At 69.6% G+C, this 23713-nt stretch carries 22 protein-coding genes and 1 riboswitch; of the genes, 11 read left to right on the forward strand and 11 right to left on the reverse strand.

The genetic code is table 11. From position 1 onward, the window contains the following. Positions 1 to 170: 170 nt before the first annotated feature. The 7 genes from hlyD to ACFW16_RS18735 form a co-directional block, all read right to left on the reverse strand. Positions 171 to 1172: a secretion protein HlyD gene (gene hlyD / locus ACFW16_RS18705; RefSeq protein WP_380307694.1), complete on the reverse strand. Its 1002-nt coding sequence runs from the start codon at positions 1170 to 1172 to the stop codon at positions 171 to 173. Continuing rightward, on the reverse strand, positions 1169 to 1795 hold the full coding sequence (locus tag ACFW16_RS18710) for a TetR/AcrR family transcriptional regulator (RefSeq protein ID WP_380307696.1): 627 nt from the start codon (positions 1793 to 1795) through the stop codon (positions 1169 to 1171). Before ACFW16_RS18710 ends, hlyD begins: the two co-directional genes overlap by 4 nt. A gap of 214 nt (positions 1796 to 2009) precedes the next feature. Then, entirely contained in the window at positions 2010 to 3020 is a 1011-nt protein-coding gene (locus ACFW16_RS18715) for an ABC transporter ATP-binding protein (protein ID WP_380307698.1), read from the reverse strand. Then, a complete protein-coding gene (locus tag ACFW16_RS18720; protein WP_380307700.1) occupies positions 3017 to 4003 on the reverse strand; it encodes an ABC transporter ATP-binding protein in 987 nt (328 codons plus the stop codon). The genes ACFW16_RS18715 and ACFW16_RS18720 overlap by 4 nt, the downstream gene beginning before the upstream one ends. A 5-nt stretch (positions 4004 to 4008) precedes the next feature. Continuing rightward, positions 4009 to 4911, reverse strand: coding sequence for an ABC transporter permease (locus ACFW16_RS18725; protein WP_380307702.1), 903 nt, complete (start codon positions 4909 to 4911; stop codon positions 4009 to 4011). A 4-nt stretch (positions 4912 to 4915) separates the two neighbouring features. After that, the gene (locus tag ACFW16_RS18730) at positions 4916 to 5884 is read right to left on the reverse strand and encodes an ABC transporter permease (RefSeq protein ID WP_380307704.1); all 969 of its coding nucleotides are present in this window, start codon (positions 5882 to 5884) and stop codon (positions 4916 to 4918) included. A gap of 61 nt (positions 5885 to 5945) precedes the next feature. Then, positions 5946 to 7556, reverse strand: a complete 1611-nt coding sequence (locus ACFW16_RS18735; RefSeq protein ID WP_380307706.1) for an ABC transporter substrate-binding protein — start codon at positions 7554 to 7556, stop codon at positions 5946 to 5948. 444 nt (positions 7557 to 8000) lie between these two features. Here ACFW16_RS18735 and thrC point away from each other — a divergent pair, with 444 nt between their 5' ends. From thrC to ACFW16_RS18755, 4 genes are all read left to right on the forward strand, one after another. Next, positions 8001 to 9407 (forward strand): threonine synthase, encoded by a 1407-nt coding sequence (thrC, locus tag ACFW16_RS18740; protein WP_380307708.1) that lies wholly within the window; start codon positions 8001 to 8003, stop codon positions 9405 to 9407. Beyond that, positions 9407 to 10663, forward strand: a complete 1257-nt coding sequence (locus tag ACFW16_RS18745; RefSeq protein ID WP_380307710.1) for a M16 family metallopeptidase — start codon at positions 9407 to 9409, stop codon at positions 10661 to 10663. The genes thrC and ACFW16_RS18745 overlap by 1 nt, the downstream gene beginning before the upstream one ends. Before the next feature lie 5 nt (positions 10664 to 10668). Then, a complete protein-coding gene (locus ACFW16_RS18750) occupies positions 10669 to 11280 on the forward strand; it encodes a GNAT family N-acetyltransferase (protein ID WP_380307712.1) in 612 nt (203 codons plus the stop codon). 66 nt (positions 11281 to 11346) lie between these two features. Then, positions 11347 to 11817 (forward strand): MarR family winged helix-turn-helix transcriptional regulator, encoded by a 471-nt coding sequence (locus tag ACFW16_RS18755; RefSeq protein ID WP_380307714.1) that lies wholly within the window; start codon positions 11347 to 11349, stop codon positions 11815 to 11817. Here ACFW16_RS18755 and ACFW16_RS18760 read toward each other — a convergent pair. The 3 genes from ACFW16_RS18760 to thiC form a co-directional block, all read right to left on the reverse strand. Then, on the reverse strand, positions 11814 to 13097 hold the full coding sequence (locus ACFW16_RS18760) for a lipopolysaccharide biosynthesis protein (RefSeq protein WP_380307716.1): 1284 nt from the start codon (positions 13095 to 13097) through the stop codon (positions 11814 to 11816). The genes ACFW16_RS18755 and ACFW16_RS18760 overlap by 4 nt on opposite strands. Before the next feature lie 42 nt (positions 13098 to 13139). Further along, the gene (locus ACFW16_RS18765; RefSeq protein ID WP_380307717.1) at positions 13140 to 14036 is read right to left on the reverse strand and encodes a phytanoyl-CoA dioxygenase family protein; all 897 of its coding nucleotides are present in this window, start codon (positions 14034 to 14036) and stop codon (positions 13140 to 13142) included. 166 nt (positions 14037 to 14202) lie between these two features. Then, complete coding sequence (gene thiC, locus ACFW16_RS18770; protein WP_380307719.1) at positions 14203 to 16008, reverse strand: phosphomethylpyrimidine synthase ThiC; 1806 nt, start codon at positions 16006 to 16008, stop codon at positions 14203 to 14205. Positions 16009 to 16076: 68 nt separating this feature from the next. Beyond that, positions 16077 to 16192, reverse strand: a riboswitch (TPP riboswitch). Between the two features lie 143 nt (positions 16193 to 16335). On the opposite strand from thiC, the gene ACFW16_RS18775 reads away from it, so the two are divergent. From ACFW16_RS18775 to ACFW16_RS18805, 7 genes are all read left to right on the forward strand, one after another. Beyond that, positions 16336 to 16842, forward strand: a complete 507-nt coding sequence (locus ACFW16_RS18775) for a CHAP domain-containing protein (protein WP_380307721.1) — start codon at positions 16336 to 16338, stop codon at positions 16840 to 16842. Between the two features lie 95 nt (positions 16843 to 16937). Then, positions 16938 to 17846 carry a methyltransferase gene (locus tag ACFW16_RS18780; RefSeq protein WP_380307723.1) on the forward strand — a complete coding sequence of 303 codons (909 nt, stop codon included), beginning with the start codon at positions 16938 to 16940 and terminating at the stop codon, positions 17844 to 17846. Further along, a complete protein-coding gene (locus ACFW16_RS18785; protein WP_380307725.1) occupies positions 17843 to 18670 on the forward strand; it encodes a 23S rRNA (adenine(2030)-N(6))-methyltransferase RlmJ in 828 nt (275 codons plus the stop codon). The genes ACFW16_RS18780 and ACFW16_RS18785 overlap by 4 nt, the downstream gene beginning before the upstream one ends. A gap of 105 nt (positions 18671 to 18775) precedes the next feature. Continuing rightward, on the forward strand, positions 18776 to 20224 hold the full coding sequence (locus ACFW16_RS18790) for a sugar porter family MFS transporter (RefSeq protein ID WP_380307727.1): 1449 nt from the start codon (positions 18776 to 18778) through the stop codon (positions 20222 to 20224). A 123-nt stretch (positions 20225 to 20347) separates the two neighbouring features. Beyond that, on the forward strand, positions 20348 to 20650 hold the full coding sequence (locus tag ACFW16_RS18795; protein ID WP_380307729.1) for a hypothetical protein: 303 nt from the start codon (positions 20348 to 20350) through the stop codon (positions 20648 to 20650). Beyond that, on the forward strand, positions 20647 to 21078 hold the full coding sequence (locus tag ACFW16_RS18800; RefSeq protein ID WP_380307731.1) for a PIN domain-containing protein: 432 nt from the start codon (positions 20647 to 20649) through the stop codon (positions 21076 to 21078). Before ACFW16_RS18795 ends, ACFW16_RS18800 begins: the two co-directional genes overlap by 4 nt. Before the next feature lie 99 nt (positions 21079 to 21177). Beyond that, positions 21178 to 21561 carry a hypothetical protein gene (locus ACFW16_RS18805; RefSeq protein WP_380307733.1) on the forward strand — a complete coding sequence of 128 codons (384 nt, stop codon included), beginning with the start codon at positions 21178 to 21180 and terminating at the stop codon, positions 21559 to 21561. Positions 21562 to 21645: 84 nt separating this feature from the next. On the opposite strand, the gene typA is transcribed toward ACFW16_RS18805, so the two are convergent. Continuing rightward, a complete protein-coding gene (typA, locus tag ACFW16_RS18810; protein ID WP_380307735.1) occupies positions 21646 to 23466 on the reverse strand; it encodes a translational GTPase TypA in 1821 nt (606 codons plus the stop codon). Between the last annotated feature and the right edge of the window lie 247 nt (positions 23467 to 23713).

A 23713-nucleotide genomic window follows, 5' to 3' on the forward strand; every position in this document is an offset into this window, starting at 1 on the left:
TCTGGTTCTTTTTTTTAAATGACACTGTGGGTTACCCAGCCCTCACAGCCGCCCCTGCCCATTGCCTACCGGCGCGCGGACGCGCGCGGCCCCCTCCCCCTACCCCCCTCCCGCAAGGGGAGGGGGGACTCAGAAAGGACAGGCTCAGCGGGGCGGGAGCAGCAGCCATCTCAGCCACTCTTCGGCACGCGCACGGTCACCGGCATGCCCTGGCGCAGGCCCGGATCCGCGTCGTCGACGATGATGCGCAGGCGGTAGACCAGGTCGGTGCGTAGCTCCGGCGTCTGCACCGTCTTCGGCGTGAACTCGGCGACCGGCGAGACGAAGCCGACGCGGGCGCGATACGGCCGGTCCGGCCTGGTGTCGGTGACCACCTCGACCTGCAGGCCCGGATGGACCCGGCCGAGATCGGGCTCGGCCACATAGGCGCGGATCCAGACCGGCCTGGTCAGCGACAGCACATAGGCGACGCTGCTGGGCGCCATGATCGCCCCCGGCTCCGCCACCCGCGACAGGATGATGCCGTCGGCCGGGGCCTCGAGCGTCGCGTCGGCCAGCGAGGTCTCGGCGGTGGCGAGGTCGGCCTGGGCGGCGGCGAGGTTGGCCCGGCCGGCGGCGATGTCCTCGGCCCGGCTGCCCTCCAGCAGCAGCTCCAGCGCCTGCCGGTCCGCCTCCAGCCGGGCCTGGGCCATGTCGCGGGCGGCCAGGGCCTGGTCGAGCGTCGATTGCGGCGCGTTGCCCTTCTGCCGCAGCTCCTGGGTGCGGTCGAAGGCGAGCCTGGCGTTCGCCAGATCGGCCTCGCGCTCCGCCACCGTGGCGCGGGCCTGGGCGATCTCGGCGGCCCGCGGGCCGGCCACCAGCTTGTCGAGATCGGCCTGGCGCGCCGCGACGCTGGCCCGCGCCGCCGCGACGCTGTCCTGGAACGGACGCTCGTCGAGCCGCGCCAGCACCTGGCCTTCGGTCACCGTCTCGCCTTCCTCCAGCTTCATCTCGACCAGCCGGCCGGAGACGCGGAAGCCGAGCTCGGCCTGGCGGATGTCGACATTGCCGTAGAGCGTCAGCGGGCCGTCCCCCGCCTCGCGCCAGCCCAGCCGGCCGGGCAGGTCGAACCACCAGCCGGCGGCGACCGCGGCTGCGACCAGGACGACGACGGCGATGCGGGCCCGCTTCATGGCTGCGTCTCCGCCGCGATGCCGCGCAGATAGATATCGAGATGCCGGTCGATGAAGACGCCGAGGTCGAAGCTCTCGTCCTGGCGCACGAAGGTGCTGCCCCAGATCACCGCCATCAGCAGCGGCGCGATCAGCAGCCGGGCCGCGTCGGCCGGATCGACCGGCCGGATCTCGCCGGCGGCGATGCCGCGTTCGATCAGCCCGACGACGGTGCCCAGCATCCGGTCGATCACCGTCGCCCGCCAGAACTGCGCCAGTTCGGGAAACTGCGGGGCCTCGGCGATGATCAGGCGGGGAAACTGCCGCAGCGGCGACCCGGCCACGGTGCGCATGATGGCGCGCAGCAGCCTGGGCAGGATCTCCAGCACCGGCGTCTCCGGCTGCGCCGTCTCGCCGATCAGCCGCTCGACATTGGGCAGCACCGCCTGGCGCACCAGCGCCTCGAACACCGCCTGCTTGCTGGGGAAATAGAGATAGACCGTGCCCTTGCTGACCCCGGCGCGGGCGGCGATGTCCTCCATCCGCGTTGCGGCGAACCCCCGCTCCACGAACAGGGCAAAGGCCGCATCCAGCAGCTCCGCCGGCCGCGCCTCTTTGCGCCGTCTTCGCACCGTCTGCGCCATGACCGGTTCGCCCGCCTTCGTTAATGACTGACCAGTCAGTTATTAACGAAATAGAAGCGAGAGTCAAGAAGTGGTCGGCTGCCGTAGGTTGGGTTCGCTTGCGAACCCAACGCTTGGCCACGGCACGATGTTGGGTTCGCGAACGCGAACCCAACCTACGAAACCAAATGGAAGGAGTTCTTGCTTCCGGGGAAGCGCCGGTTGGCGCGGCAGTCTACGCCGCCGCCCGGTCCCGCCTTTCCTCGACCGCATGGCAGGCGACCAAAGCGTCGCCCGCCGCGAGCGGCTGGGGCACCTCCTGCCGGCAGCGGTCGTTCGCCAGCGGGCAGCGCGGATGGAAGGCGCAGCCCGGCGGCGGGGCGATCGGGCTCGGGATCTCGCCCTCCACCATCTTGCGCGGCCGGCCGGTCATCTCCAGGTCCGGCAGCGCGTCGAGCAGCATGCGGGTGTAGGGGTGGCGCGGCGCCCGGAACAGCGACCGGGCCGGCGCCAGCTCGACCATCCGGCCGAGATAGACGACGCCGATCCGGCTGGCCATGTGCCGGACCACGGCCAGGTTGTGGCTGATGAACAGATAGGTCAGCCCGTACTGGTCCTGCAGGTCCCGCATCAGGTTCAGGATCTGGGCCTGGACCGAGACGTCGAGCGCCGAGGTCGGCTCGTCGCAGACGATGAACTCCGGCTCCGACGCCAGCGCCCGGGCGATGCAGATGCGCTGGCGCTGGCCGCCGGAGAACTCATGCGGGAACTTGCGCCCGTCGCGCGGGTCCAGCCCGACCCGGCGCAAGAGCTCGGCCACCTTCTCCGCGGTCTCGGCCTGGGACGAGGACAGGCCGAAGGCGCGGATCGGCTCGGCCACGATGCGGTCGACCCGCCAGCGCGGGTTCAGGCTGGCATAGGGGTCCTGGAAGATCATCTGGATCCGCCGGCGCAGCTTCGCCAGCTGCGCCTTCTTCGCCGGGTCCGACAGGTCGATGCCGTCGATCAGCACCGCCCCGTCGCTGGGCTGCAGCAGCCCCACCGCCAGGCGGGCGATGGTCGACTTGCCGGAGCCGGATTCGCCGACCAGCGCCAGGGTCTCGCCCCGGGTGATGGTGAAGCTGACATCCTGGACCGCCCTCAGGGTCAGCCGCGGCGCCCCGCCCAGGAGCCGGGCCAGCCAGGGCTGGGACAGGTCGAAGCGGCGGCTCAGGCCGACCACCTCGACCACGGTCTTGGTCGTCATGCGCGTCCCCTTTCCACCAGCCAGCAGGCCGCCGCCCCCGGCCCCGCCCCGATCAGCTCCGGCCGGTCCTTTCGGCAGCGGTCGAAGGCGGCGGTGCAGCGCGGGTTGAAGGCGCAGCCGGCCGGGATCGCGTCCAGCCGCGGCATCGCGCCGGGGATCTGCTGCAGCCGCGCGTCGTCGCCCGTGACCGTCGGGATCGAGCCCATCAGCCCCACCGTGTAGGGGTGGTGCGGCTGCTTGATCACGGTCCTGACCGGGCCGATCTCGGCGATCCGGCCGGCATACATCACCGCCACCCGGTCGGCGGTCTCGGCGATCACGCCCATGTCGTGGGTGATCAGCATCACCGCCGTGCCGCGCTCCCGGCACAGCCGCTTCAGGACCGCGATCACCTGGGCCTGGACCGAGACGTCGAGCGCCGTGGTCGGCTCGTCCGCGATCACCAGCTCCGGCTCCGCCGCCAGGGCCAGGGCGATGACCACGCGCTGGCGCATGCCGCCGGAGAATTCATGCGGGTAGCTGTCGATCCGCTCCGCCGCCGCCGGGATGCCGACCTCCTCCAGGAGGGCGATGGCGCGGCGGCGGGCGCCGTCGCGGCCGAGCGGCAGATGGGTGCTGATGGTCTCGGTCAGCTGCCGGCCGACGGTGTAGAGCGGGTTCAGGCTGGTCAGCGGGTCCTGGAAGATCATGCCGATGCGCCGGCCGCGGATCCGCCGCATCGCCTCGGGCCGCAGATTGTCGATGCGCTCGCCCTTGAGAAGGATCTCGCCGCCGGCGATGCGGCCGGGCGGGTCGATCAGCCCGATCACGGCGGTGCCGGTGATCGACTTGCCGGCACCGGATTCGCCGACCACGCCCAGCACCTCGCCGGGCGCGATGTCGAAGGACACGCCGTCGATCGCGGTCAGGAGGCCGCGCCGGCTGCTGAACTGGACCTTGAGGTCGCGGACGCTGAGGGTCGCCGTCGTTTCAAGACTTGGCATGGCCCTCACCGCAGCTTCGGGTTGAGGGCGTCGCGCAGCCAGTCGCCCAGGAGGTTGACCGACAGCGCCAGCACCGCCAGCGCGGCGCCGGGGAAGATCGTGATCCACCATTCGCCGGAGAACAGGAAGCGGTTGCCGATGTTGATCAGCGTGCCCAGCGAGGGCGAGGTCGACGGCACGCCGACGCCGAGAAAGGACAGGGTCGCCTCGGTGATGATCGCCAGCGCCAGGTTGATGGTGGCGATCACCAGCACCGGCCCCGTCACGTTCGGCAGCACGTGGCGGAACATGATGGTCCAGTCCGACAGGCCGATCAGCCGGGCGGCCTGGACGTATTCCTTGCGCGATTCGACCAGGGTCGAGCCGCGCACGGTGCGGGCGTACTGCACCCAGTAGGACAGGCCGATGGCGACGACGATCACCCCGATCTGCAGGTCGGTGCCGCCGCCCCTGCCGACCAGGGCCAGGGCGATGCCGTTGATCAGCAGCGCGATCAGGATCGCCGGGAAGGTCAGTTGCACGTCGGCGACGCGCATGATCACGGCCCCGACCCAGCCGCCGCGATAGCCGGCGACGAGGCCGAGGGTGACGCCGATCAGCATCGCCAGCGCGACGCCGGCGACGCCGACCATGAGCGAGATCCGGGTGCCGTAGAGGATGGCCGAGAACAGGTCGCGCCCCTGGTCGTCGGTGCCGAGCGGGAACTGCGGGTCGCCGTCCGCCTCGAAGGCCGGCGGGATCAGCGAGTTCATCAGGTCGAGGCTGGCCGGGTCGAACGGGTCCTGCGGCGCGATCAGCGGCGCCAGGATGGCCCCCACGGCCATCAGCAGCGTGACCAGCAGGGCGAGGATGGCGATCGGCGAGCGGCGGAAGCGCCAGGCGAGGTCGCTGTCGAGCAGTCGTTGCATCGGCTCAGGTCCCCACGCGGATGCGCGGATCGACCGCGGCGTACAGGATGTCGACCACCAGGTTGATGGTGACGAAGATGAAGGCGCTGAGCAGCAGGTAGGCGGCCATGATCGGGATGTCGACATTGGCCACCGCCTGGATGAACAGGAGGCCCATGCCCGGCCACTGGAACACCTGCTCGGTGATGATGGCGAAGGCGATGATCGAGCCGAGCTGCAGCCCGGTGATGGTGATGACCGGGATCAGCGTGTTCTTCAGCGCATGGCCGAAATGGATCGCCCGGTCGGTCAGGCCGCGGGCGCGGGCGAAGCGGATGAAGTCGGTGCGCATCACCTCCAGCATCTCGCCGCGCACCAGCCGCATGATCAGCGTCATCTGGAACAGGCCGAGCGTGATCGCCGGCAGGATCAGCGAGCGCAGGCCGGACAGGGTGAGGAACCCGGTGCTCCACCAGCCCAGCCGCACCACGTCGCCGCGGCCGAAGGACGGCAGCCAGCCGAGCTCGACCGAGAACACGAAGATCAGCAGGATGCCGATCAGGAAGGTCGGCAGCGACACCCCGACCAGAGAGCCGCCGAGGAACAGGCGCGACAGCCAGCGCCGGGGATAAAGGCCGGTGAACACCCCCATCGGCACGCCGATCAGGAGCGCCAGCAGGGCGGAGGTCAGCGACAGCTCCAGCGTCGCCGGCGCGCGCTCGCCGATCAGGCCCGAGACCGGCTGCTTGAACTGGTAGGAGTTGCCGAAGTCGAACCGCACCACGTTGCCGGCATAGCGGGCGAACTGCACCACCACCGGATCGTTCAGCCCCAGGCTCTCGCGCAGCGCCTCGCGCTCCGCCTCGGTGGTCTCCTGCCCGACCATCTGATTGATCGGGTCTCCGACGAAGCGGAACATGGTGAAGGCCAGCAGCGCCACCACCAGCATCACCAGAATCGCCTGCGCCACGCGCGTCAGGATGAAGGCCAGCATCACACCCCGCTGCCGATGAAGGTAAGGGGGCGGCGGCCCAAGGCCGCCGCCCGGCGGGTTCTCAGTTCTTCTTGATCCAATCGAAGATCAGCCAGTTGTCCGGCCGCTGGACCACGGTGAACTTCTTCGACACGCCCCAGGACAGCGCCTGCTGGTGCAGCGGCAGGTAGCCGACATCCTGGTTCAGCAGGATGTCGTAGGCCTGGGCGATCAGCTCGTCGCGCTTGGCCTTGTCGCCCTCGACCGAGAAGGCGTCGACCAGCGCGTCGACCTTCGGGTTGCAGTAGCCGCCGTCGTTCGAGCCGGCGACGCCCGGCGCCCGGCAGCGCACCAGGTTGTTGAAGACGCTGAGCGAATCATAGCCGTCCGGGGTCCAGCCCAGCAGGTAGAAGCTGGTGCTGTGGCCGCCGGCCTCGCCGATCTGGGTGAAGTGCTTGGCGCGGGGCTGGGCGTTCAGCGTCACCTTGACCCCGACCCGGGCCAGCATCGACACCACGGCCTGGCAGATCGCCTCGTCATTGACGTAGCGGTCGTTCGGGCAATCGAGCGTGATCTCGAACCCGTCCGGGTAGCCGGCCTCGGCCAGCAGCTTCTTCGCCGCATCCGGGTCGTAGGGATGGCGCTTGAAGTCGCCGGCCCGGTCGAACAGCGCGGGCGAGATCATCAGCGCCGTCGGCGTCGCCTGATCGCGCATAATGCGCTTGGCGATCGCGTCCTCGTTGATCGCCTGGTAGAAGGCCAGCCGCACCCGCCGGTCCTTCAGCGGGTTCTTGCCCTTGACGCTGGAATACAGGAGCTCGTCCCGGTCCTGGTCCAGGCCGAGGAAGATGGTGCGCAGCTCGGGCGCGGTCAGCAGCGCCGTGTCGGCGTTGCCGGAGACGCGGTCCTGGTCCTGCACCGGCACCGGATCGACCCAGTCGACCTGGCCGGACAGGAGGGCGGCGACGCGGGTGGCCGAGGACGCGATCGGCGTGAATTCGACCCGGTCGATATTGCCCTCGGGCTTGCCCCACCAGTTCGGGTTGCGCACGAACACCGTCTTCACCCCGATCTCGTGGCTCTCGACCATGAAGGGGCCGGTGCCGTTGGCGTGCAGCACGGCGTAGCCGGGGTTCTTGTCGGCCGTGGAGGACGGCGCCACGGCGTTGTTCGCCTCCGACCACTCCTTGTCGAAGATCGGCCAGGAATCCCAGGTCCCGTTCAGGAGCGGGTTGGGCTTGGTCAGGATGAAGTCGACCGTGTGGTCGTCGACCTTCGCGGCCTTCATGTCCGACGGGACGCGGCCCTTGATGTCCGAGCCGGGCGCCCGCAGCCGATCGAGCGAATACAGCACGTCGTCGGCGGTGAACGGATTGCCGTTCTGGAACTTCACGCCCTCGCGCAGATGGACGCGCCATTTCAGCCCGTCGTCGGTCACCTCCCAGCCCGTCGCCAGGGCCGGCACGATCTTCATCTGCTGGTCGCGCTTGGTGAGCCCCTCATAGACGTTGCTCATCGTCGCGGTCGTGAAGGTCTCATTGTACTGGTACGAGTCGAGCGTGTTCAGGTTGCCCTGGAAGGCGAAGCGGAACACGGTCTCCGCCCGCGCCGAGGCCGAAGCCGCCAAAACCGCCGCCCCGATCAGAAGCCCGGCCGCGGCCCACCGCAGCGGTCCGGGGGCCGCCAGGGTCAAGGATCGATCTCTGCCTCGCTGTCTCACATCCGCCATCGCTGCCTCGCTGGTTCTTGGTTGCAGGACGCCGGGCGATCGGTGCCGGCCCGGCGGGTCCAAAAGATTCGAAGGCGCGGCCGGTCGCGGCCACGATCTCAAACGCCGGTCGGCGTGACTGGATACCTCCCCGGTCCCGATGATTGCCCGACTTTTGCTCCGGGTCGAGCCGGATCGGGAACCGATGCCCAATTCTCAGGCAATCGCCGCCCGTCCCCGACGGCAGATCCGGCCCGCCATTCCCATTCCCCCGCCCGTCCCCTTCCGTCCCGGCAAACCCCAGCAACTGCCGTGCCAAAGGCGCCGGTCTGCGATGCGGCCGCGCCGGACAAGGCCGCAGCCGGCCGGCTTGCACCGCCTCCGCCTTGGCCCTAGGGTACGCCGCTTCTGTCCTGGAGAATTGCGCCGGTGCGCTATATCAGCACCCGGGGTCAAGCCCCCGCCCTTGCCTTCGACGACGTGCTTCTGGCCGGCCTCGCCCGCGACGGCGGGCTGTATCTGCCGGAGACCTGGCCCACCCGCTCGGCCGAGGAGTGGCGGCGCCTGCGCGGCCTGCCCTATGCCGAGCTGGCCACCGAGGTGATGCTGCCCTTCGTCGAGGGCTCGCTGACCCGGCAGGAGCTGGCGGCGCTGGCGGCCGAGACCTATGCTGGCTTCGGCCACCCGGCGGTGGCGCCCTTGGTCCAGCTCGACCACGACCTGTGGCTGATGGAGCTGTTCCACGGGCCGACCATCGCCTTCAAGGACTATGCGCTGCAGCTGCTGGGCCGGCTGTTCGACCATGTGCTGACCAGGCGCGGCGAGCGGGTGATGATCGTCGGCGCCACCTCGGGCGACACCGGCTCCGCCGCGATCGAGGCCTGCCGCGACCGCGCCGCCATCGACATCGTCATCCTGCATCCCGAGGGCCGCACCTCCGAGGTGCAGCGCCGGCAGATGACGACGGTCAAGTCGCCCAATGTCCGCAACGTCGCGCTGAAGGGCAGCTTCGACGATTGCCAGGACATGGTGAAGGCGATGTTCGCCGACGCCCCGTTCCGCGACGAGATGCGCCTGTCGGCCGTGAACTCGATCAACTGGGCCCGGATCATGGCCCAGATCGTCTACTACGCCGCGGCCGCCCTGGCGCTGGGCGCCCCCGACCGGCCGGTGGCCTTCGCCGTGCCGACCGGCAATTTCGGCAATGTCCTCGCCGCCTATGCCGCCCGCAAGATGGGCCTGCCGATCGCGAAGCTGGTGGTCGGGTCGAACCGCAACGACATCCTCGACCGCTTCTTCAAATCGGGCGAGATGAAGATGGACGGGGTGGTGCCGACGCTGAGCCCGTCGATGGACATCCAGATCTCCTCCAATTTCGAGCGGCTGCTGTTCGAGCTGTGCGACCGCGACGCCGACCGGCTGAGCGCGCTGATGGCGGAGTTCCGCGGCACCGGCCGGTTCGGCGCGACCCCGGCGATGCACAAGGCTGCGACCGAGCTCTTCGCCAGCCATCGCCTGGACGACGAGGGCACGCTGGCGGTGATCGCCGAGACGCGCGCCGCGACCGGCCAGACCATCGACCCGCACACCGCCTGCGGCCTGGCCGCCGCCCGCGCCCATCCGGCCGGCCCCGGCATCCCGATGGTGGTGGCCGCCACCGCCCATCCCGCCAAGTTCCCGGACGCGGTCGAGCGCGCCACCGGCTGGCGCCCGCCGCTGCCGCCGCATCTGGCCGACCTGTTCGAGCGCGAGGAGCGGCTGACCGTTCTGCCGAACGAGATCGGCACGATCGAAGCCTTCGTCCGCAAGTCCCGCACCAATGGAGGGCCGGCCTGATGCCGACCCGCGAGAGCACCCTGTCGAACGGGCTGCGCGTCGTCACCGACCCGATCGACACCGTGGAGAGCGCCTGCGTCGGGCTGTGGGTCGGCGCCGGCACCCGGCACGAGACCGCCGAGGTCAACGGCGTCGCCCATCTGCTGGAGCATATGGCGTTCAAGGGCACGCGCCGGCGCAACGCGCAGGACATCGCCCAGGAGATCGAGGCGGTCGGCGGTCACCTGAACGCCTACACCAGCCGCGAGAACACGGCCTACTACGCACGCATATTGAAGGAGGATGCGCCGCTGGCGCTCGATATCCTCGCCGACATCCTGCAGAACTCGGTGTTCGACGAGGCCGAGCTGGGGCGCGAGCGCGCCGTGGTGCTGCAGGAGATCGGCCAGGCGATCGACACGCCCGACGACATCATCTTCGACCAGTTCCAGGAGGCCGCCTACCCGGACCAGCCGATCGGCTGGCCGGTGCTGGGCACGGCCGACATCGTCGGGTCGCTGCCGCGCGAGGCGATCGCCGGCTATATCGGCCGCAACTACGGCGCCGACACCATGGTGCTGGTCGCCTCCGGCAACGTCGACCACGACCGGCTGGCGGAGCAGGCCGAGCGGCTGCTCACCGGCCTGCCGGCCAAGGCCGAGGCGCGCACCGCCCCCGCCGCCTACCAGGGCGGCGAGCACCGCGAGGAGCGCGACCTGGAGCAGTTGCACCTGGTGCTGGGCTTTCCGGGCCTGTCCTACACCGATCCGGACTTCTACGCGGGCTCGGTGCTGTCGACGCTGCTGGGCGGCGGCATGTCCTCGCGGCTGTTCCAGGAGATCCGCGAGAAGCGCGGCCTGGTCTATTCGATCTACTCCTTCACCAGCGCCTATCAGGATGGCGGGCTGTTCGGCATCTATGCCGGCACCGGCGAGACCGAGGTGCAGGAGCTGATGCCGGTGCTGTGCGGCGAGATCGGCCGGGTGGTCGGCGATGCGGCGGAGGACGAGGTCGCGCGCGCCCGCGCCCAGATCAAGGCCGGGCTGCTGATGAGCCTGGAATCGACCATGGCGCGGGCCGAGCAGCTGGGCCAGCAGATGCTGATCTTCGGCCGCCCGGTGCCGGCGGAGGAGGTGGTGGCGAAGATCGACGCGGTCGACGCCGCGGCGGTCCGCCGGGTCGCCGAGCGCGTGTTCCGCACCGCCCCCACCCTGGCGGCGCTCGGGCCGGTCGGCCGGCTCGAGAGCTACGACGCGATCCGCGCCCGGATCGGCTGACGGCGTTGAGCGGGGCGGCGGTGATCGGCTTCTTCCGAACGGGGCTCGGCACCCTTCCGCCGGTCCGGATCGAGGGCCGGCGGACCTACCTCAGGCCGCCGCGGCTGCGCGACTGGCGCCCCTGGGTGGCGCTGCGCGGCGACAGCCGCAGCTTCCTGACGCCGTGGGAGCCGACCTGGCCGGAGGACGCCTTGAGCCGTGCCGCCTATCTGCGCCGGCTGCGCCGCCAGATCTACGAATGGCGGCAGGACGAGGGCTACGGCTTCCTGATCTTCGAGCGCGACAGCCGGCAGCTGGTCGGCGGCATCGGCTTCTCCAACGTCCGCCGCGGCGTCGCCCAGTCGGCCTCGATCGGCTACTGGATCGGCGAGCGCTTCGCCCGGCAGGGGCTGATGACCGACGCGACCGCTGCGGCGGTGGCGTTCGGCTTCAACCAGCTCGGCCTGCACCGAATCGAGGCGGCGTGCCTGCCGCACAACGAGGCCAGCCAGAAGCTGCTGCTGCGCCTCGGATTCACCCGCGAGGGCCAGGCCCGCGCCTATCTCAAGATCGACGGAGACTGGCGGGATCACTTGCTGTTCGGGCTGGTCGACACCGAGTTCCATCCCGGGCCGTGACCATGCAGCTTGATGCCGTTCTTCTGCGCGCCTAGGTTCAGGCAAAATCATGGCGGAACGCGGCACGTGGCATTGGACTGGGACACCCTCTCGCGCACCCTGCGCCCCGAGAACAGCCCCGGCTTCCTGCTGTGGCAGGTCGCCAACCAGTGGCAGCGGCTGCAGCGGTCGACCCTGGAACCGCTCGGCCTCACCCACGTCCAGTTCGTGCTGCTGGCCGGCCTCGCCTGGCTGAGCCGCAAGGAGAACGACGTCACCCAGGCCCGGCTCGCTGCCTTCTGCAAGACCGACGCGATGATGACCAGCCAGGTGGTGCGGTCGCTGGAGGCCGGCGGCTTCATCGCCCGGGCGCCGCACCCGACCGACAGCCGGGCCCGGCAGCTCCGGGTCACCGCCAAGGGCGCCGAGGTGCTGAACGCCGCCATGCCGAGGGTGCGCGAGGCCGACGCCCAGTTCTTCGGCGCGCTGCAGGAGAGCCAGGGCTTCGTCGAGCAGCTGCGCCGGCTGTGGTCCAGCGGCGCCAAGCGCGAGCCCTAGGCGAGGAACCAGGCCGGGATCAGGAACACCAGCGGCGCGAACAGCGCGATCCGCATCCGCGGCAGCGCCACGCCGTTGCGCTCGAGCAGCGTCAGCTGGATGTGCAGCGCCAGGAACAGGGTGCCGGCGAAGACCAGCGCCGCCGTCGACAGGGTCAGGAGCCCGAGCGCCTTCAGCAGCGCCAGGGCCGCGACCATCAGCCCGGCGCAGCCCAGCAGCCACATCGTCGCCTGTTTCGAGATCAGCGCCCGGTTGATCCGCAGCTCGACATGGGCCAGCGACACCCACCAGATCGTCTGCATGCAGACGATGGGCAGCAGCCGCGACATCTCGGGCAGATGGGCCCGCCAGCCCGGCAGCAGCTCCGTACCGAACAGCTCGAAGCCGGCGAGGATCGCCGCAGCCCCCGCCATGGTCAGCGCCAGCAGGGCCAGGTAGAACCGGTCGAACCATTCGGCCGAGGCCTCGTACAGCGTCTTGAAGAACGCGGTCACGATCAGCTGGTGCACCAGGAAGATCGCCGCCGAGATGCGGAAGCAGACCGCATAGACCGACACCGCCTCGACCGACAGGAAGAAGCCGACCAGCACCCGCGAGCTGTTGACGATGGCGAAATAGACCAGCGAGTTCACCATCATGAAGAAGCCCATCCGCCGGGCGTCCGCATGGGCGGCGAGGAAGCCCGGCCGGATGGTGCGCGCCAGGCCCACGAGGGCGAAGAGAGTGAAGCCGAGCGCCACGCCGCCGCAGCCGAGGATCACCAGCCCCAGCGGCACCCGCCACAGCGCCAGGAACACCAGCGCGCCGACGATCAGGAAGGCATAGAGCGCCAGGTTGTCGGCGACCAGGATGCCGAAGCGGCGCCCCATGGCACGGTAGTAGACGCTGGCGGCGACCTGGGCCCCGGCGCCGGCCATGGCGACGCCGGCGAAGGCGGGCAGCAACTGGCCCGAGGCGGCCCAGGCGATCGCGGCGCCACCGAGGCCGACGAGGCCGATCGAGGCGACGACGAAGAACAGCAGGTCGAGGACGCGGTCGTCCTTGCGGATCAGCACCAGCTGCGGGATCGCGCCGGTGATGCCGAGGCTGAGAATCTGCGCCCCGATCACGCCGATGCTGAGCCCCAGCTCGGCCGTGCCGTAGTCCTGGAGGCTCATGACCTGGGACAGCAGCAGCGGCCCGAAGAAGGCGGAACCCTTGCCGAGCGCGAAGGCGAGCAGGAACAGCGCCGCCTTGCCGCCGGCCGCCCGAACCCGGGCGAGGGTCATCGCGAACGCCATGGCCGGGAACGGCTCATGGCGACCCTGGGATCACCATCCGGGTCAGGCCCGGAGATAGACGCGGTTGACGTAGGGATCGAGCGTCAGGCCCTGGGCCACCCGGCCGGCCTCGGCGATCGGGCGCGGCGGGCCGTACAGGATAGGGCCCTGGCAGTACACCACCTGGAAGATCAGCCGCGGCGTCTGCCGCGCCGGCAGGCCGCGATGGAAGCCGAAGGTGTTCTCCAGGAAGCTGGTGCCGGCGGGACCCTCGAACTGGACGAAGCGCTCGCGCCCGAAGGCGCCCTCGACCTCAGCGTCGGAGTAGCGCCGGATCGGCATCAGCCGGTCCTCGCGGTGCGAGCCGCGGACATAGATGTGCGGTCCGGCCCCGGCGTCGACATCGGTGAGATAGACGAACAGCTTGATGAAACGCCAATCGTCGTAGTCGCGGTGGAACAGCTCGGCGTGCTGGGCCTGGCCGTCACCGGCGATCGACCACCATGCGGCCATGTAGCTGATCGTCGGCTTGCAGCCGAGGGCCGCCTGCACCGCTTCCAGCACCGCCGGGTCGTTGGCGATGGCCAGCGCATGGGGCGCGTTCACCACCACCTCCGGCCGGAGATGCGCGACATGGGTGCCCGGCGGCGCCTGATCCGGCGCCTGGAAGGTGCCGTCCTCGGGCTTGTAGGGGTTGAAGGACGGGTGGCCGGCGAAGTGGCGCCGCATCTCCTCGACCCGGCCCGGCGTCATCAGCCAGGGCGTCATGGCGAAGCCGTCGGCGGTCAGCGCCGCGGCGCCGCTCCGGCCCTCCGGCGACCCGGCGACCGGACCGCGCCCGATCCGGCCGGCGATGCGGTCGGCCACCCAGTCCCGCCAGGCGACGCGCTGGAACCGGCGCTGCACCAGGAACCGGGTCATCCGGCCGGCCTTGGCCGCGTGTTCGGAAAGGGCTGCCATCAAAATCTCCTCGCGCCGAGCGCCGTCACGCCGTCGACGACGGCCCGGGACGAAGCGCCCGTCCCGGGCCGTCAGCGGTCAAATTCCGCTGCGAGTCCTATACCGGTCGTGTCCGCGTGCACCAAGAATCATTTTCATCTCGGTGCGGGCCGACCCGCCGGCCCCGTCACTCGGCCGCGCGGTAGATCTCTCCGCCGCCCTCGCGGAACCGCGCCGACATCTCCTCCATCCCCGCCTCGGCCGAGGCCCGGATCTCCTGCGTGATCTTCATCGAGCAGAATTTCGGGCCGCACATCGAGCAGAAATGCGCGGTCTTGGCGCCCTCCGCCGGCAGCGTCTCGTCGTGATAGGCCAGCGCCGTGTCGGGGTCGAGCGACAGGTGGAACTGGTCGCGCCAGCGGAACTCGAAGCGGGCGCGGGACAGGGTGTCGTCGCGCAGCTGCGCCGCCGGATGCCCCTTGGCCAGGTCGGCGGCATGGGCCGCGATCTTGTAGGTGACGACGCCGGTCTTGACGTCGTCGCGGTCCGGCAGCCCGAGATGCTCCTTCGGCGTGACGTAGCAGAGCATGGCGGTGCCGAACCAGCCGATCATCGCCGCGCCGATGCCGGAGGTGATGTGGTCGTAGCCGGGCGCGATGTCGGTGGTGAGCGGCCCGAGCGTGTAGAACGGCGCTTCGCCGCAGACCGCCAGCTGCTTGTCCATATTGGCCTTGATCTTGTGCATCGGCACATGGCCGGGGCCTTCGATCATGACCTGGACATCGTGCTCCCACGCCACCTGGGTCAGCTCGCCCAGCGTCTCCAGCTCGGCGAACTGGGCCGCGTCGTTGGCGTCGGCGATCGAGCCGGGGCGCAGCCCGTCGCCCAGCGAGAAGGCGACGTCATAGGCCCGCATGATCGCGCAGATCTCGCGGAAATGGGTGTAGAGGAAGCTCTCGCGGTGATGCGCCAGGCACCACTTCGCCATGATCGAGCCGCCGCGGCTGACGATGCCGGTCACCCGCTTCGCCGTGAGATGGATGTAGGGCAGCCGCACCCCGGCATGGATGGTGAAGTAGTCGACCCCCTGCTCCGCCTGCTCGATCAGCGTGTCGCGGAAGATCTCCCAGGTCAGGTCCTCGGCCACGCCGCCGACCTTTTCCAGCGCCTGGTAGATCGGCACCGTGCCGATCGGCACCGGCGCATTGCGCAGGATCCATTCGCGGGTGGTGTGGATGTTGCGGCCGGTCGACAGGTCCATCACCGTGTCGCCGCCCCAGCGGATCGCCCACACCATCTTCTCCACCTCCTCCGCGATCGAGGAGGTGACGGCCGAGTTGCCGATATTGGCGTTGATCTTCACCAGGAAGTTGCGGCCGATCGCCATCGGCTCGGATTCCGGGTGGTTGATGTTGGACGGGATGATCGCCCGCCCCCGCGCCACCTCGTCGCGCACGAATTCCGGGGTCACGTGGTCCGGGATCGCGGCGCCGAAGCTCTCGCCGTCGCGCGCCGCCTGCTCCCGCGCCCGCTCGCGGCCGAGATTCTCGCGGATCGCGACATACTCCATCTCCGGCGTGACGATGCCGGCGCGGGCATAGGCCATCTGCGTCACCGCGGTGCCGCCACGCGCCCGCAACGGGCGCCGGTCGCCGCGCGGGAACTCGAACAGGTTGGCGGCCTCGCCCGGGCGGCGGCCGTCATCCTCCGGCCGCACGGTGCGCCCGTCATAGGCCTCGACATCGCCGCGGGCGGCGATCCAGCCGGCCCGCAGCGCGGGCAGGCCGGCGCCGATGTCGATCAGCGCCGCCGGGTCGGTGTAGGGGCCGGAGGCGTCGTAGACGCGCAGCGGCGGCTCGCCGGATTCGGGCGACAGCACGATCTCGCGCATGGCGACGCGCAGGTCGGGGTGGCGCTCACCGGGAACATGGACCTTGCGCGACGCCGGCAGCGGGCCGGTGGTGACGGTTGTGGGGATGGCGTCCTTGGGCATCGTCGTCCTCCTCGATCGGACGGATTGAGGGCGTGCCAAGGACGGAAAGCTGGAAAGAGAGCGGCTGAGCGCGCATGTGGTTCCATTCCCTACGCCGGCACGACCCGGATCAGGTTCGAAGGGTTCCCACGTCGCGGATGGTGTGGTGTCTCAGCTCCTTACCGGAGCTCCCCTCGGAACGCCTCGATCAGAGCGCGCCCGGGGAGGGCATGTCAAGCGGGAAGGCAGCCGACGCACCGCTCCGCCTCGATCTTGACCGTATTCCTAAAAAAGTCTACATTCCAATGCATTGGGGTGTATTTCTGATTCTTCGGTTGAGAGCGACGGATGCTGCGACATGCCTGGGTGCTGTCGATCGCGCTGGCCCTGGCCGCCTGTGGCGGGGGGCGCGAGATCGTGCGCAACCCCACCGGCAGCGGTGTCGCCCGATACGTCACCGCCAACGCGCCGGAGGAGTGCGTGCCCTATGCCCGCGCCGTCTCCGGGATCCAGATCAAGGGCGACGCCTGGACCTGGTGGGACCAGGCCGACGGCGTCTACGGCAAGGGCAGCGAACCGCGCTCCGGCGCCGTGCTGGTGCTGGGACGGTCGGACCGGCTGAGCGCCGGCCACATCTCGGTGGTGGTGGCGGTGCGCAATTCGCGCGAGATCACCGTATCGCACACCAACTGGGGCAATGACGGGCCGACGCGGCGCCGGATCTACCGCGAGCAGTCGGTGATCGACGTCTCCAGCGGCAACGACTGGACCGCGGTGCGGTTCTGGAACCCGGACACCAACGCCTATGGCGGCGTCTACGAGGCGGACGGCTTCGTCTATCCCACGAATGCCTGAGGCCGATCGCGAGCCTCTCGACGACCGGACAGCGCTTCGGCTATAAGCCCGCGCGCGACTGCGGCACGGCCGCGGCGCTTCGGACGTTTCATCCCATGACCCTGCCCCTTCCCACCCCGGATCCACGGGCCCGCCGGCGCCTGGAGATCGGCCTTGCCCTGCTCGCCGACGGCCAGCCGGCCGAGGCCGCCGAAGCCATCCGCGCCGCGATCGAGATCGATCCCGGCGACGTCGAGATCCACTACGCGCTGGGCCAGGCGCTGGAGGCAGCGGACGGCGACGCGGCCACGGCCTACCGCGCCGCGCTGGAGCTGGACCCGGACGACCGGATGGGCGCCGCGGTGCGGCTGGCGCTGATCGGCGCCGCCCCGGTGCCGGCACAGCTGCCGGAAGCGCATGTCCGCACCCTGTTCGACCAGTACGCCCCGCGCTTCGACACGGCGCTGGTCGAGGCCCTGCGCTATCGCGGGCCGGAGCTGCTGCGCCGCGCCGTCGACCGGACGGTGCCGGAGGGCCGCCTCGACATCCTCGACCTCGGCTGCGGCACCGGCCTGGCCGGCATCGCCTTCGCCGACCGCCGCCGCCGGCTGGACGGCATCGACCTGTCGCCCGGCATGATCCTGCAGGCAATGGCGCGCCGACTGTACGACCGGCTGGAGCCGGGCGAGATCGTCGCCACGCTGGCGGAGTGGCCGGAGCGGTACGACCTGGCCCTGGCGGCCGATGTCGCGGTCTATATCGGCGACCTCGCGCCGCTGCTCGCCGCCGCCCGGCGGGTGCTGCGGCCGGGCGGCCTGTTCGCCCTGACCCTGGAGGCGCAGGACGACGCCGACGGCCACGGCTGGCGCCTGGGCCACCATCATCGCTACCAGCATTCCGCCGCCTATCTGCGGGCCGCCGCGGCGGAGGCCGGCTTTGCCACGGTCGAGATCGAATCCGCCTGGACCCGCACCGAGAACAAGGTGCCGCTGCCCGGCTGGGTCGCGGTGCTGCAGGCGGCATGAACTATCGCCACGCCTTCCACGCCGGCAACCAGGCCGACGTCCTGAAGCACGTGGTGCTGGTGGCGCTGCTGGAAGCAATGCGCGGCAAGGCCAAGCCCTTTTCCGCTCTCGACCTGCATGCCGGCGTCGGCCGCTATGCCCTGGCCGCCGAGGCGTCCAAGACCGGCGAATATGTCGACGGCATCGCCCGGATCGAGCGGGAGACGGAAGCCCCGGCCGCGGTCGCCCGCTATCTCGAGCTGGTCCGCGCGTTCAATCCCTCCGGCCGGCTCGAGATCTATCCCGGCTCGCCGCGGCTGATCCGGGCGCTGATGCGGCCGGAGGACCGGCTGACCCTGGTCGAGCTGCATCCCGAGGACAATGCCAGGCTGCGTGCCGAATTCGCCGGCGACGGCCAGGTCGCGATCCACCACCGCGATTCCTGGGAGGCGCTGCGCGGCCTGCTGCCGCCGCAGCCGCGGCGCGGGCTGCTGCTGCTCGACCCGTCCTTCGAGCAGCCGGACGAGCTGGCGCGGCTGGCCCGCGGCATCGCCACGGCGCATCGCCGCTGGCCGGAAGGCGTGATCGCCGCCTGGTACCCGATCAAGGACCGGCCGCCGGTCGACGCCATGCTGTCGGCATTGCCGCCCCTGCCCCGCGCCTGGACGGCCGAGCTGACCGTGTTCGACACGCTGTTCCCGGCCCGCCTCAACGGCTCCGGCCTCGTGCTGGTGAACCTGCCCTGGGGCGTCGAGGAGGCGCTGCGCGAGGCCCTGGCCTGGCTGCAGCCGAAACTCGCCCGCCAGGGCGGCGGCTGGCGGCTGGAGCCGCGGGGAGCTGAATGAGCCCGATCCGGGACGCCGATCTCGCCACGGAGACGGCGACAATTCGCGGGTAGGAATTCCGAGCGGATAGGCTCACAGTCCTCCAAACCATCCGGGAGGACAGGCATGTCGACGACAGGCGGCCCACCCAGGGAAGGCGCCGCGATCGCCACGAGCGGCAGCGAATTCGTCATCGGCAAGACGTTTCTGATCGCGCTTTCGGCGGCAATGGGCGGCTTTCTGTTCGGCTTCGACACGGCGGTCATCAACGGCGCCGTCGCGGCCATCCGCCAATGGTCCGGGGCCGGCGACGTCCTGCTCGGCTTCTCGGTGGCGAGCGCGCTGCTCGGATCGGCGGTCGGTGCGTGGTTCGCGGGGCCGATTGCGGACAAGTACGGCCGGATCGCAGTGATGCAGATCGCCGCGGTGATCTTCCTCATCGGCTCGGTCGGAACCGGCCTGGCGTGGAGCATCTGGTCGCTGACGGCGCTGAGGTTCCTCGGCGGGGTGGCCGTCGGGGCGGCCAGCGTCATCGCCCCGGCCTATATCGCCGAAGTCTCGCCGGCCCACATCCGCGGCCGCCTCGGCTCGCTGCAGCAGTTGGCCATCGTGGTCGGCATATTCGTCGCGCTGCTGTGCGACTATGCGCTGGCGGCGGCGGCAGGCGGCGCCGGCAACACGCTGTGGCTGGGGCTCGAGGCCTGGCGCTGGATGTTCATCTCCATGGCCGTGCCGTCGGTGATGTACGGGGTGCTGGCCGGCATCATCCCGGAATCGCCGCGCTTCCTGGTCGGCAAGAAGCGCATCGCCGAGGCGGCGGAGGTGCTGCGGCGCTTCGTCGGCAACCGGCCGCCGCCGCGGGTGAAGATCGCCGAGATCGAGAGCAGCATCGATCTGGAGAAGCGGCAGTCGCTGCGCGACCTGCGCGGCCCCCGCCTGGGCCTGCTGCCGATCGTCTGGACCGGCATCCTGCTGTCGGTGTTCCAGCAGTTCGTCGGCATCAACGTGATCTTCTACTACTCCTCGGTGCTGTGGCAGGCGGTCGGCTTCACCGAGGCGGATTCCCTCGTCATCACCGTCGCCACCTCGGTCACCAACATCCTGACCACGCTGGTGGCCATCGCCCTGATCGACCGCGTCGGGCGCAAACCGCTGCTGCTGGTCGGGTCGGCCGGCATGACCCTGACGCTGGGCACCATGGCGTACATCTTCGGCACCGCCCCGACCGAGATGGTCGACGGTGCCGTGACCCCGGTGCTGGGCGACACGGCCGGTGTGGTCGCCGTCGCCGCCGCCAACCTCTATGTCGTGTTCTTCGGGGTCAGCTGGGGGCCGGTGGTCTGGGTGCTGCTGGGCGAGATGTTCAGCAACCGCATCCGGGCCTATGCCCTGGCGGTGGCCGCGGCGGCGCAATGGGCCGCCAACTTCGTCGTCTCGGAGACCTTCCCGTCCCTCGCCTCGGCCGGCCTCGGGGTCGCTTACGGCATCTACGCCGTGATGGCCCTGCTGTCCTTCCTGTTCGTCAGCCGTGCCGTCCGGGAGACCCGCGGGCGCGAGCTGGAGGAGATGGAGTGATCCGGCCCCACGACGACACATGACGGCTGGAATCGCTGGGCCAAGTTTCGGGGCGCTGCCGATGGGCTTGCGTCCGGGAGGGATCCGGATCATATATCCGGATAGACAGCGCGAGGATCGGCGATGGGCAGTTCCGCTCAGAAGAAGGCCATCAGGAACTACCGCGCACGCCTTGAACGGCGCGGCCTTGCACGCTTCGAGATCATGGCGCCGGATGCGGATCGCGAGCTGATCCGGGCGCTGGCGCGCCGGCTGGCCGAGGCAGGCCCGGAGGCGGAACGAGTGCGAACGACCGTGCAAAGGGCCGTGGCCGGCGAGCCGCCGAAGACCGGGGGCATCCTTGCAGCTTTGCGGCGCTCGCCGCTGGTCGGTGCCGATCTCGACCTCGGCCGCCCCCGTGAGGAGGGGCGCGGGATCGACTTGTGACGCGCTACCTCCTCGACACGAACATCATCAGCAACCTCGTCAAGCCGCAGCCAACGGACTCGTTGCTGGCCTGGATGGCCGCACAGAAGGACGAGGATCTGTTCATCGCCTCGCTGACGGTGGCGGAAATCCGCCGCGGCATCCTGGAGAAGCCGAAAGGCAGGAAGCGCGACGCGCTCGATGCCTGGTTCTTCGGTCCGGAAGGGCCGCAAACACTGTTTGCGGGACGAGTCCTGGCGTTCGACGACAAGGCCGGGCTGATCTGGGCGCGGCTGATGGCGGAAGGAAGGTCGGCCGGGCGACCCCGCAGTGCCCTCGACATGATCATAGCCGCGGTCGCCAGCGCCAACGAATGCGTCGTCGTAACCGACAACGAGAAGGACTTCGCCGGCCTGCCGATCGTCAATCCGCTTCGGAAAGAAGGGTGACAGGGGCAGCGATCAGTCCAGGCAGTCGCAACTGACTTTTCAGGGCGGCGCCGGGCGGCTGGAGCCGCTACCGAGGGGAGAACTGAGCGTCTCTCTGGGATGAGCGTAGGGCAGAAATTCGTCTATTGGCTTCCTATGGTTCTGTCTCTCGATGGGCAGCCGTTTGTTCCATTCATTGATCCGCGTCGTTCTCGCGGCCTGACCCGAGAGGGGAGACGCTTTGCATTTTCAATGATGCATGAGCGTATTCGCGCTGCTGATCCTGACTATGAAGCCGTTCGGTTTGCTATTTTCCGGTTCGGGGACATGGAGGGGAATAAACGCCCCCCTATTCTACACACGGATGAAGGGGTGGAGTTGTTCTCACTTGCTCAGATGGAAGAGATGGTCGAAGCGACCTACGAGCTATGGCGCGAGGTGTGCGAGGAACGCGAGATGGAAACGCGCCGCAAAGCATCGGGCAGACGCGGCCCCCTAATCTAAGCGGAAACACCAATCGCCAGAAACGGTTCGGGCGATACGGATGTTGGGTTCGCTTCCACGAACTCAACATCCATGTCCGGCGCCTCAGGCCTCCTTCTTCTGCCGCTCGATCTTCTTGCGCTCGTTCGGGTCCAGAACCGTCTTGCGCAGGCGGACCGTCTTCGGCGTGACCTCGACCAGCTCGTCGTCGTTGATGTAGGTCAGCGCCCGCTCCAGCGTCATCTGGATCGGCGGGGTCAGGCGCACCGCCTCGTCCTTGCTGGTGGTGCGGATGTTGGTCAGCTGCTTGCCCTTCAGGACATTGACCTCGAGGTCGTTGCCGCGGGTGTGCTCGCCGATGATCATGCCCTGATAGACCTTGGCCTGCGGCTCGATCAGCATCGGGCCGCGGTCCTCCAGGTTCCACAGCGCATAGGCCACGGCCTCGCCCTGGGCGTTCGAGATCAGCACGCCGGTGTGGCGCGAGGCGATCGCGCCCTTGTGCGGGGCGTAGTCGTGGAAGATCCGGTTCAGGACGCCGGTGCCGCGGGTGTCGGTCAGGAATTCGCCCTGGTAGCCGATCAGGCCGCGGGTCGGCACCAGCATCACCAGGCGCTGCTTGCCGCCGCCGGACGGCCGCATCTCCAGGAGCTCGCCCTTGCGCTCGGACAGCTTCTGCACGACGACGCCGGAATGCTCCTCGTCGACGTCGATCGTCACTTCCTCGATCGGCTCCAGCACCTGGCCGGATTCGTCCTTCTGGAACACCACGCGCGGGCGGCTGATCGACAGCTCGAAACCCTCGCGGCGCATGGTCTCGATCAGGATGCCGAGCTGCAGCTCGCCGCGGCCGGCGACCTCGAAGGCGTCCTTCTCGGCGGTCTCGGTGATCTTCAGCGCGACATTGCCCTCGGCCTCGCGCAGCAGCCGGGCGCGGATGACGCGGCTGGTGACCTTGTCGCCCTCGGTGCCGGCCAGCGGGCTGTCATTGACCGAGAAGGTCATGGCGATGGTCGGCGGGTCGATCGGCTGGGCCGACAAGGCCTCGGTCACCGCCGGGTCGCAGATGGTGTCGGCGACGGTCGCGGTCTCCAGCCCGGCGATGGCGACGATATCGCCGGCCTCGCCGGAGTCGATCGGCTGCCGCTCGATACCGCGGAAGGCCAGGACCCGGCTGATCCGGCCGGTCTCGATGGTCTCGCCGTTGCGCGACAGCGCCTTGACCGTCTGGTTCGGCCTGACCGAGCCGGACAGGATGCGGCCGGTCAGCACCCGGCCGAGATAGGGGTTCGCCTCGACGGTCGTCGCCAGCATGCGGAACGACTGGTCCTCCTCGACCTTCGGCGCAGGCACGTGCTTCACCACCAGGTCGAACAGCGGCGCCATGTCGGTCCGCTCCGCCTCCAGGCTGTCCGCCGCCCAGCCCTGCTTGGCCGAGGAGAACAGGGTCGGGAAGTCGAGCTGCTCGTCATTGGCGTCGAGCGCCGCGAACAGGTCGAACACCTCGTCATGCACCTGGTGCGGGCGGGCGTCCGGCCGGTCGCATTTGTTGACCAGCACGATCGGCCGCAGGCCCAGCTTCAGCGCCTTGCCGGTGACGAACTTGGTCTGCGGCAGCGGGCCTTCGGCCGCGTCGACCAGCACCACCACGCCATCGACCATGTTCAGGATGCGCTCGACCTCGCCGCCGAAATCGGCGTGGCCCGGCGTGTCGACGATGTTGATGCGGACGTCCTTCCACACCAGCGACGTGCATTTCGCCAGGATGGTGATGCCGCGCTCGCGCTCGAGGTCGTTCGAGTCCATGATCCGCTCGGCCACCACCTGGTTGTCGCGGAAGGCCCCCGACTGGCGCAGCAGCACGTCGATGAGCGTGGTCTTGCCATGATCGACATGGGCGATGATGGCGATGTTCCGGATATCCATGGTCCGTCCAGGGGGCGGGAGGGCGGGAAGCGGTGCGGGCAAAACAAAGGACGGCGGACGGGTCGTCTTGCCAACGCCCCAGCCGCCGTTGCAGTGCAATATAGGCGGATCGGCGTCAAACGCAAGCCGAGGGCGCCAAATCGTTGAAAAGTCGAGAGAGAATTTAAGGCAACGAAACGCGCATGGTATGTGTTCCCATCACGGCACAACCGAAGCGCGAGCGGCGGCAGCACCACGGGCGCGCGGC

It is taken from the genome of Inquilinus sp. NPDC058860 (assembly GCF_042743185.1).
GTDB lineage: Bacteria > Pseudomonadota > Alphaproteobacteria > DSM-16000 > Inquilinaceae > Inquilinus.